General features: G+C 55.3%; 9 protein-coding genes and 1 pseudogene. 4 read left to right on the top strand and 6 right to left on the bottom strand.

All coding sequences use genetic code 11. The features are described from left to right. Window positions 1-278 precede the first annotated feature (278 nt). The 5 genes from NATTI_RS0123020 to NATTI_RS27210 form a co-directional block, all read right to left on the bottom strand. The gene (locus NATTI_RS0123020; RefSeq protein ID WP_241434374.1) at window positions 279-968 is read right to left on the bottom strand and encodes a DUF305 domain-containing protein; all 690 of its coding nucleotides are present in this window, start codon (window positions 966-968) and stop codon (window positions 279-281) included. 506 nt (window positions 969-1,474) lie between these two features. Next, entirely contained in the window at window positions 1,475-1,741 is a 267-nt protein-coding gene (locus NATTI_RS0123015; RefSeq protein WP_006091360.1) for a hypothetical protein, read from the bottom strand. A gap of 95 nt (window positions 1,742-1,836) precedes the next feature. Beyond that, window positions 1,837-3,081, bottom strand: coding sequence for a multicopper oxidase family protein (locus NATTI_RS0123010; RefSeq protein WP_241434373.1), 1,245 nt, complete (start codon window positions 3,079-3,081; stop codon window positions 1,837-1,839). Window positions 3,082-3,389: 308 nt separating this feature from the next. Then, window positions 3,390-4,088 (bottom strand): plastocyanin/azurin family copper-binding protein, encoded by a 699-nt coding sequence (locus NATTI_RS0123005; protein ID WP_241434372.1) that lies wholly within the window; start codon window positions 4,086-4,088, stop codon window positions 3,390-3,392. 6 nt (window positions 4,089-4,094) lie between these two features. After that, window positions 4,095-4,445 carry an SHOCT domain-containing protein gene (locus NATTI_RS27210; protein ID WP_241434371.1) on the bottom strand — a complete coding sequence of 117 codons (351 nt, stop codon included), beginning with the start codon at window positions 4,443-4,445 and terminating at the stop codon, window positions 4,095-4,097. A 195-nt stretch (window positions 4,446-4,640) separates the two neighbouring features. Here NATTI_RS27210 and NATTI_RS0122990 point away from each other — a divergent pair, with 195 nt between their 5' ends. The 3 genes from NATTI_RS0122990 (at window position 4,641) to NATTI_RS0122980 (ending at window position 5,885) form a co-directional block, all read left to right on the top strand. After that, window positions 4,641-4,988: an ArsR/SmtB family transcription factor gene (locus NATTI_RS0122990; protein ID WP_006091356.1), complete on the top strand. Its 348-nt coding sequence runs from the start codon at window positions 4,641-4,643 to the stop codon at window positions 4,986-4,988. 2 nt (window positions 4,989-4,990) lie between these two features. Beyond that, a complete protein-coding gene (locus NATTI_RS0122985) occupies window positions 4,991-5,299 on the top strand; it encodes a DUF7521 family protein (protein ID WP_006091355.1) in 309 nt (102 codons plus the stop codon). A 169-nt stretch (window positions 5,300-5,468) separates the two neighbouring features. Beyond that, window positions 5,469-5,885: a DUF302 domain-containing protein gene (locus tag NATTI_RS0122980; protein WP_027119282.1), complete on the top strand. Its 417-nt coding sequence runs from the start codon at window positions 5,469-5,471 to the stop codon at window positions 5,883-5,885. A 455-nt stretch (window positions 5,886-6,340) separates the two neighbouring features. On the opposite strand, the pseudogene NATTI_RS27560 reads toward NATTI_RS0122980, so the two are convergent. Beyond that, window positions 6,341-7,350: pseudogene (locus tag NATTI_RS27560) on the bottom strand (tyrosine-type recombinase/integrase). Between the two features lie 516 nt (window positions 7,351-7,866). Between NATTI_RS27560 and NATTI_RS0122970 the strand changes: the two are divergent. Further along, on the top strand, window positions 7,867-8,919 hold the full coding sequence (locus tag NATTI_RS0122970; RefSeq protein WP_241434370.1) for an amidohydrolase family protein: 1,053 nt from the start codon (window positions 7,867-7,869) through the stop codon (window positions 8,917-8,919). Window positions 8,920-9,082 lie beyond the last annotated feature (163 nt).

Below are 9,082 nucleotides of genomic sequence, written 5' to 3'. Positions count from 1 at the left end.
GATAGAGGATAGGAGTACCGGGGGCTTGGCACTCCCAGCAGTCCCACCCGCTACAGTCCGTGAGCATCCCACGGATTCTCACCGTTTGGATGCTCGGTAGGACTGCAAACCTGAAATCTCCAACACTGAGCAAACCGGAGGTTTGCGACGTACGCGAATCTTCGATTCGCTTGACTCAGGATTCCTCCGGCTTTAGCCGGAGGAGGATGTCAATGCGGGGTGCTATCCCCTCGAATAGACTGGATTGCTCCGGAAAAAACCGAATTAGGGATTTGACGTCAACAATCCCAGTCGTCTCGCCACTCCTCCATCAGTTCAATCTCTTCTTGCTGAGCGTCGATAATCCCGTCTGCGAGATCGGCAACGCGCTCAGATTCACCTTCGTCGAGCACGTGCTCGGACATCACGACGGCACCCTCGTGATGGCGAATCATGTGTTCGGCGAACAGGCAATCGAACTCCTCGTTTTCGGCGCGACGGAGTTCGCGCCTGTCGTCGTGGGTCATCATGTGCTCTCGCGGCATCATCTCCTCTATCTCGTCGGCGCGCATTCCGTTGCCCATCTCATCGTCGTCCATCCCGTTGCTCATCTCATCGTCGTCCATCCCGTCGCCGCGCATCATCTCTCCCATCTCGTGGGGCATCATGCTCCCCACCTCGTGGGGCATCATGCTCCCCACCTCGTCACAACCGGTGACACCGGCATCATCGAGCAATTCACACATGAGATCGATCTCCGCTTCTTGCTCCTCGATTATCTCTGTCCGGAGATCGAGTAATTCCTCCCGATCGGTTCGCTCTGGGATGAGTTCGGCCATCTGGATCGCCCCCTCGTGATGCGGAATCATCATTCGCACGAACATGATGTCCACAGCGTTGAACTCCTCATCATCCTGTGCAAACACGATCGGTGCCTGTGTCAGCACCAGTGTGCCAGTCGCTGCTTGTAGTAACTCACGTCGATTCATTGTTGATCAGAACACAGTGATCCGTGTTCTGTCCGTAGCACCACGGCTATGAGGTTAATATTCACAGCCAGATTCTGAGAGTGTCACGAAACCTGAACAGTAATACCTATCCGTGGACGCATCCCGCCATGTTCGTGTCTGAATCAATCTCACAGGAAACGTAACTACAACTCTCCGGCCACACGAGACATGTGCCGTGTATGCAGCACGACTCCTAAAACTCATCACCGTTTGATTTCAACAAGGCCGCGGCTATGACTACCGAGACCTCATATTCAATCCTATAAAAGATTGAGCGCCGAATTCAACAGGTCGTAGCCGCGCCCGTGTAATTCGTGCTGTCTTTCTCGTTATTTTGAATGTTTCCTCTTGACAGTCGTGGGTGTCCTGCCAACGAATTTTGATAGCATCTCACAGGATACTCAATTCTACCCCACACCCGCTCATCTTCGTGAAATTGGGAGGATATTACCGAAAAGTGGACAATAGCTCTTCGCTAGTGACGATTAAACCGGCTCATCAGGATCGCGGTTATTTACCATCCGCCCGACTTCGTCGGCGTACCGTTCTCGCACGTCTGGATCCTCAACGGTTCCCAAATCGTCAGGAGAGACGACTTTGGCAGCAGTCACTGTCTCCAGTGCCTGTGACGCAACCTCTTTCCGGTAGACTCGGTTCCCCTCGGGAGTGGCGTATTTGAGAATGATGAGATCTCGGTTATCATATCCCCGCTCAACGAGCCACACGCGAATCCCGTCTGACTTTGATGACATGTTTGCTCAAATGAGTACTACGAGTTTACCATTTAGCCCTGATACACCGATCGATAAGTGGGACCCGTGTGATTGGTACGGGCCGGTCTATATTGCTACTGTTCGTATGGGACCTCACGAGCCATTCCCGTTTCCATGTGATAGAGATGGTGACAGTGGAAAAACCACGCACCAGGGTTTTCAGCGACGAAATCGATCGTGATCTCACCCATGTGACCGGGAACGATGACCGTATCTTTGAGGGCGTTACCGACCGCAAAGTGGTGTCCGTGAAGGTGCATGGGGTGGCGAACCGGACTTCGGTTGACCATTCGGAAACGGACGTGTTCGTCCTCTTTGATACTGATCGGATCAGTATCCGGATACGCCTGCCCGTCGATGGTCCACTCGTCCCCGTCCCCACCCATCATTCCTCCGGACAACGTGAGGTCGATCGTTCGATCTGGCTCACCACTATAGGCATCGAGAGAATCGATCGCATTGAGATCCGAGAGCTGGAGCTGACGAGAACCGATTGTACCTTCAGTGCCGTCCCCATCAGACTGGTCGTAGTCCAGTAGTGCCCGGCCAGCCGACGTCGATTCATCGACGGGCCAGATCCGGATCGGCCACGTACCTGGGGATCGTGCCTCAACGACTACATCGTATCGCTCCCCTGGGCCGATTTCGAGCGTATCGACGGGGACGGGTTCGACGGCTGGGCCGTCCGTATGAGTAACGGTGAGTTCGTGGTCGTCGATACCGATTTCGTAGGTCGCCGCCGCTGCTGCGTTGATGAGTCGGAGTCTAATCTGGTCGCCCTCTTCGACATCGATGGTTGCCGGTTCCTCCGGGAGACGTCCATTGATCAGTGTTCCTTCTGCCGGCGGTGCATCGGGGAATCCACCACCTCCCATGCCGCCCATGCCACCCATTCCGCCTCCATTTCCGCTTGAGGTATCAACACGTGGTTCGGTTGGGAGGTACTCATCCAAGATGAGCGTCTCATCCGTGTCGTACTCGATGTGCGGATCCCGTTCTTCGATGATGAGTGGGCCGAGCAGTTCTCGATCCAGTTGCAGACCGACGTGGCTATGATACCAATGAGTGCCAGCCGGTTCTGCATCGAACTCGTAGACGAATTCCTCTCCAGGTTCGATCGCGGCCTGGGTGACGCCCGGAACGCCGTCCATCGCGTTATCACCGTCGAGTACCATCCCGTGCCAGTGAATCGTCGTTTCCTCCGGCAGGTCGTTCTCGACGGTGACGCGGACGCGTTCACCCTCCACCGCACGGATTTCGGGGCCTGGATACTCACCGTTGTACGTCCAGCCGTTGTAGGGATCGTCGGTTGCGACCATCACTTCACTCTCGGTCGCGCGAAGGTGGTACTCCCGATCCGGATCGCCGTATTGCGGCTCTGGGAATTCGCGTTCGTCCGGCGATGCATCGTCATTGGTTGTGGTATCGAAACATCCAGCGATCAGGGTTCCACCTGCGATAGCACCGGACTTGAGTACGTCACGTCGGTTAATTCGGGAATTAGGCAACGGCGTCATTGCGTTCCTACTTTCGGCATATCGCGGTTCGTTTGTTTATTCATTAGTGTCCATAAGGTACGGATGCGCCAAAGTATTGAGTTTATCTAACAATACTATTTGGGTGCCGATCAGTGATCGTTGAGGGCATCCCGAGTCTGGTCGTTGAACTGTTCCAGTTCATGGCGTGCGGCTTCAGGTAGTTCGCTGGAAGGTGGCCGCATTGCCGGTTGCTCATCTGGATCGAGATCAGGATCGCCGACGATCACGCGGCCAACCATCCCCGTGGATTCGTGTGATTGGTGCCCTCCGTGGTGGCCGCCACCCCGATGGCCGTGTCCGGTGATCGTACAGGTGTAGTCGTAGATGCCCTCCTCTTCGAAGGTCATCTCGAACGATTCACCTTCCGTGTCGTAGATTTCGCTCGCCCACGGATCAGTACCATCTGGAATTCGTTGATCGGACGCTGATGGGAGGATAGAGGCGTTCTCCGGATGGTACGCGACCGTATCGTGGACACCGCTGTCGAGCATCCACGTCACCGTTCCTCCCAATTCGACGTGAACGGCGTGTGGGACGAAGTGATGAGTCTCGTCGTCGGATTCCATCCTCACTTCGATGTGCTCCTCCGGATGGCCGAGCGTGTGCTCGACCTCGTGGTCGTGGTCACCGTCCGAGTCATCTTGGGATGCGCCTGTTTCATCTTCGTCTGTATTTCCGTTATTCGTGAGCTGATCAGTACCGTTGGTTACACATCCCGCTAGACCAGCAGTAATTGTACTGCCGGTGAGTGAGAGCGTGCGCCGTCGAGTGAGTGTGTGGTTGGGCATCTGGAATTACCTCGTATCGCCGAGCGTGCGGCGACGTTCTTCGAACTCTTCTTCGTCGATCTCTCCTCGTGCGTAGCGTTCGCGGAGTTCTGCGAGCGCTCGATCGGGTTGTTCACCGCCCTGGGACTGGTCGCTCCCATTGACCGCGGAGACGACGAGGACGATGAGTCCAGCGAGCAACAACAGCCAGAGGAAGCCCCAGCCGCCGAACATCCCCCAGCCCTCGTTCATCATCCCACCGTATCCATTCGTTCTCTGCTGTGCAGCAACGCTCCCGGTAGCAGTGAAGAGGAGCATCATTCCTGCGAGGAGGGAGTTGCGTCCGCTCTGGCCGACCGATATGGGTAATTGCGTCATGGTTCGATCACAGTAGCTAGTACGGTATTGTATAGTATAATCACTATTGCACAATCCGTGGGTCGCCGTTTGTGGGAAAGATATATATGGGGGAGATTCGCCAGAAGTCCTCATTCTCAGTTCACGTCGCAGAGTACCCGGTGGAGCACTCTGAATGACACCGTTTTTCACAGTGGGTGCAGTTCGTGCTATCACATGGGCGAGCCAGAGTCCGAACAGGTGCTTGATCTCTTGGCTGACGACTACGCACGTGAGATTCTGGCCTACTTGAGTAAACAGCCGATGTTGGTCGAGGAACTCGGAGAGAAATGTGACGGATCCAAATCGACGATTTATGACCGAGTCGATCAACTCCAGGCAGCCGGACTGGTGAGTGAAAATCTCCAGATCGATCCACACGGACACCATCGGAAGCAATACGAAACGATACTCAACGCCGTCCTCGTCACGTTTGCCGATGGACAGTACGAAATCCAATTAGAGATTGAAGAAGACACCCCAGATCGATTCGCCAGAATGTGGGGGAACATTCGGGGTGAATAAGCATGCATACAGAACTCATTATCGCCAAACTCGTCGTTGTAGTGCTCGGATTCCTGATCGCTTTGCAAGCCTATCGGAGCTATCGTCGGGGGAACGGGCAACCAATGCTGTACGTTGCGATCGGATTCGTGTTCATCAGTCTGGGATCGGTCATCGAAGGGATCCTGTTCGAGTTGGAAGTGATGTCAATTTATCAGGCGGGTGCAATCCAAACAGGAATCGTCGCAATTGGGATGCTGTTTGTATTGTACTCGCTATACGGAGGGTCAATGCAATATAAAGTCGTTCTTGGAGAAGAGGATAGGAAATAACCACATATGTGTATTTGGCTCTGTTACAATCCGAAACAATTCAATCTTTGAACTCTTCAAAATGTTCTATTTGCCGAACTCTTCTTGGATCCTCGCTGCCGATGAATCAAAAAAGATGTACAAAGACTCACGCCAACACGATTGAGCCCCTTCCAGTAGCGTGTGCGATATGGGATATACTATACAAAAATCGGTGGCTGGTGACTTCGGCGAAGTCGTTGATACAACGATTGCTGTCCTTGAAGGCGAGGGGTTCGGCGTACTCTGCGACATCGACGTCCAAGCGACGCTCAAGGAGAAACTCGGAGAGGAATTTCAGCAGTACAGAATTCTCGGTGCGTGCAACCCAGCACTCGCACACGAGGGATTGACCGAGGAAATCGAACTCGGCGCAGTTCTCCCGTGTAACGTCATCGTCTACGAAACTGACGAGGGAACCGTCGTCGTGGGTGCGGTTGATCCCCACCAACTCGTCGGTATCGCCGACAACGAGGCGCTCGACTCTATCGCAACGGAGGTTCACGATCGATTCGAGCGAACCCTTTCGACCGTCAATGACGAATTCGAATCCGCATCGGAGGCCTGATTACCGATGTCGTCCTCGGACTAGCTTAACCCTACTACGCTGATTCTCCTTCTCCTCGGGGTAATTATCGTACTACTGTTGCTCAGGATGAGAAGGGGTTCGGAAGGATGATGGGATACGGTGGAATGATGGGCTGGAACGGGACTACCAGTGGTTGGTGGCCACTCGTCGGAATGTTCGTTCCGCTCGTCTTTCTTCTCGTCCTGCTCGGCGGTGGATATCTTATCCTTCAGCGTGCCACGGCAAATCATCCGGTCACTCACGATGTTCTCAAGACCGTCCGTTTTCAAAAAGGAGTGATCGTCCCGCGTCGGATTGGGTGAAGACTTAGCGTCGATGGACACGCGTGTGCGTTGTTGGTGAGTAGCGCTTCACAGTCATCGATTTCTCGATCATGCGGCTTCTCGGGTGCACTAACACTGGCCGAAACCCCGAAAAATTGTGGACATCTCCCGTCAGAGATCGTCCAGATACTCCCTCCGCTGTTCCATTTTCTCTTCTTCTGAGCGAGAATCGTAATGCATCTCCAGCACCGTTTCCGAGACGTTCGCCCGATCCCCAACCGCCTTCATTGGCCAGTCTTCCGAGAGCGCGTGAGTGATGCCGCCCCGTCGAAGAGCATGCGGACTCACCGATGATGGACACTCCGAAGCGCCGTCGTAGTCGGTGGCCGAACATTCCTCGATATTACGTCCGTGCGGGCACTCTCTCGTGGGGACGCATGGACGAGTGTACCGATAGCAGTCACCGCGTAGAGTCGTCGTGTGAGCACGCCCTTCCGGTGTTGTCACGAGTGGTTCGCGGCCGTGCTCGTCGGTGACTGCTGGCCGTTGCTGTTCGATCCAGTCATTCAGCACCTCACAGACGTCTTCAGAGAGCGCAACGAATCGCTGTCCCGTCTCACCGCTCTTCAATGGTGTCCCAGTCTCTGGGCGATGGATTACTTCGAGTGCCTGGTTCGCAGGATCGTAGTCGGCACAATCCAGGGCGTGGACTGCACCAACCCGCAGCATTGTATGCCACATTAGTTCCAACGCCACGTGGGGCCGCGACGCGTACTCGTATTTTCGCAGATATCCAAGATCTGTTCAGCTCGCTTTGAGTCCAGCATCACGCTCCGGATGTTGTCGTTTCCGGTCAGCGTCGGGGACAGCACCTTCGTGTGCAAATCCTGTTCGACGCCATCGATTGACTCCAGCCACTTGATGAACACGCGCAACGTGTCCATTTGGGTCTTCTCAGTAGCCGGTGCCAGGTCGCCTTCGACGCGTCGCCAGATCCGGAACTCGTGGAGTTGGCGGCCTGTGAATTCGTTCAGGTTTTCGGTTTCTACTTCGTTGCACCACCGGATGAAGTGGCCCAGTCGTGAACGGTGGGAGTACAGCGTGGCCTGGGTGACACTGTTTTCACGGTCGGCCAGATACAGTTCGAGTGCGTGGTTGGGTTCGATTGGTTCGAGACTCATTGGTCATCTCCACGCGAGTCCCCGTCAGAACACCGTTTTGAGACGGTCGATTTCGGCCGCCTCACGCCTCAAAGGCCGAGTCGTTCGACACTCGAACTAGAGCCTGCAGTGCCCATCCTTGTTTGACTTGGTGGGAATCCACACACTTCAGCGGGGCGTATTTAATGGATCTCCGGTAAGTGTGCAAGAGTTTAATTATATTTTACACTCGGGCCTGAGCCGGCATGCGGATCCCTCGAGCGTCACCGATTGGAACGAAACAGCACGAGGAACCGGGCCCGGATGATAACGGAAGGAACGGTGGCGACCCCCGGATCGGAGGCGAATATGTCGAATAGCAACGGAGCGATACTCGTATTCCACCAGCGTGGGGTCCCATTGGCAGTATCGCACAAAAACGGTGACAGCAGCGCTATCCGCCCAGGTTTGTTACATCCTCTTAACTATGTGTTTTAAGTGAGTTTATTAAATTCATCATCAACCACTAATAAACAGCACGCTGTAGAACGACCGGATATGCCCCGTTCCGTCGACGATTTGGCTCCCCGTGATTCAGAGCCAGGCGACTCGGACGCTGAAGACACCCAATGCGCGGGAGTTAATCCGACGCGGCGGCGATATCTCGCAACAGCAGGTGTTGGACTTTCCATACCCACTGCTGGATTCGTCTCGAGCGATGCCGACGGTTCGACATCGCATTCAGAGACCGACGAACGCGAGAGAGAATCCGTCAGTGACCTCCCGCTGTTCGACGCTCACACGCACATCACCCCGGCGGAAGCACGGGGGCGAGACCCGCTTTCCGCCGATCAGCTCGTCGACTGGATGGATGCCAATGGGATCGATCGTGCGGTCGTGCTTCCGCTCGGTTTTCCCGAGAGCTTTCCGGTCGAAATACCAACCTCGTGGGTGCTCGACGAACTCGAGGCGTATCCCGACCGACTCGTTCCGTTCTGCTCGATCGATCCGCGGGAAGTCGACGGCGAGGACGCTGCCAGAGACCTCCTCGAGCACTACATCAGCCGTGGTGCTCGTGGATTTGGCGAACTAAAGGTTGAGATGGACATTGACGACGAACGCCTCGAATCATTGTACGAACTGTGTGCCGACTACGGTCTCCCGATCATCTTTCACACCGACCAGCAGTCGATGACCGACGAGGTCGGTCTCCCGCGGCTCGAAGACGTCCTCGCGTCGTATCCGGACGTCAACTTCGTCGCCCACGCCCACGGGTGGTGGGCACACATCGACTCGGATGTCGAACCAGTCGATCTCGGCAGCATCCCGGAGGGCTCGATCACGTCACGCGGTCGGATCTGGGACCTGCTTGCGGAGTACGACAACATCTACGGCGACATTTCTACGCTGGGCGGATGGAACGCACTTACCCGCGACCACGAGCACGGGCAGGCGTTGCTCGAGTCACACCACGACCAGCTCGTATTCGGGACCGATTACCTCTTTCCCGGGCAGGAGATTCCGCACTTCGACCTGTTCGATCAGTTCGACCTTGGTCTGGATGCTTGGGCGAACATTCGGTATCGGAACATCGAGGCCCTGCTTCGCTGATACGGTTTACTGTACGTTATTTCCGGTGCAACCGCGACCGTCCTGCGGTGTCGCCGGCATCAGTGCTGCACTGCTCGTTACTGGACTCTGCGTCCTCCACGACAGACTCATTGCAGACGATCAGATTACGACTGGAGGTGCGCTGTCTCCGTGGGTGTGAGAG

Source organism: Natronorubrum tibetense GA33, assembly GCF_000383975.1.
Classification (GTDB): Archaea; Halobacteriota; Halobacteria; order Halobacteriales; family Natrialbaceae; genus Natronorubrum; species Natronorubrum tibetense.
Note: the sequence above shows the minus strand (reverse complement) of the source record. Positions and strands in the feature narration are given on the sequence as shown.

Excerpts from the sequence above, each read along its gene's own strand:
- NATTI_RS0123005 (WP_241434372.1), bottom strand. The coding sequence starts at position 4,088 with ATGCCCAACCACACACTCACTCGACGGCGCACGCTCTCACTCACCGGC.
- NATTI_RS0122985 (WP_006091355.1), top strand. The coding sequence starts at position 4,991 with ATGCATACAGAACTCATTATCGCCAAACTCGTCGTTGTAGTGCTCGGA.
- NATTI_RS0123020 (WP_241434374.1), bottom strand. The coding sequence starts at position 968 with ATGAATCGACGTGAGTTACTACAAGCAGCGACTGGCACACTGGTGCTG.
- NATTI_RS0122990 (WP_006091356.1), top strand. The coding sequence starts at position 4,641 with ATGGGCGAGCCAGAGTCCGAACAGGTGCTTGATCTCTTGGCTGACGAC.
- NATTI_RS0123010 (WP_241434373.1), bottom strand. The coding sequence starts at position 3,081 with ATGGTCGCAACCGACGATCCCTACAACGGCTGGACGTACAACGGTGAG.
- NATTI_RS0122970 (WP_241434370.1), top strand. The coding sequence starts at position 7,867 with ATGCCCCGTTCCGTCGACGATTTGGCTCCCCGTGATTCAGAGCCAGGC.
- NATTI_RS27210 (WP_241434371.1), bottom strand. The coding sequence starts at position 4,445 with ATGACGCAATTACCCATATCGGTCGGCCAGAGCGGACGCAACTCCCTC.
- NATTI_RS0122980 (WP_027119282.1), top strand. The coding sequence starts at position 5,469 with ATGGGATATACTATACAAAAATCGGTGGCTGGTGACTTCGGCGAAGTC.
- NATTI_RS0123015 (WP_006091360.1), bottom strand. The coding sequence starts at position 1,741 with ATGTCATCAAAGTCAGACGGGATTCGCGTGTGGCTCGTTGAGCGGGGA.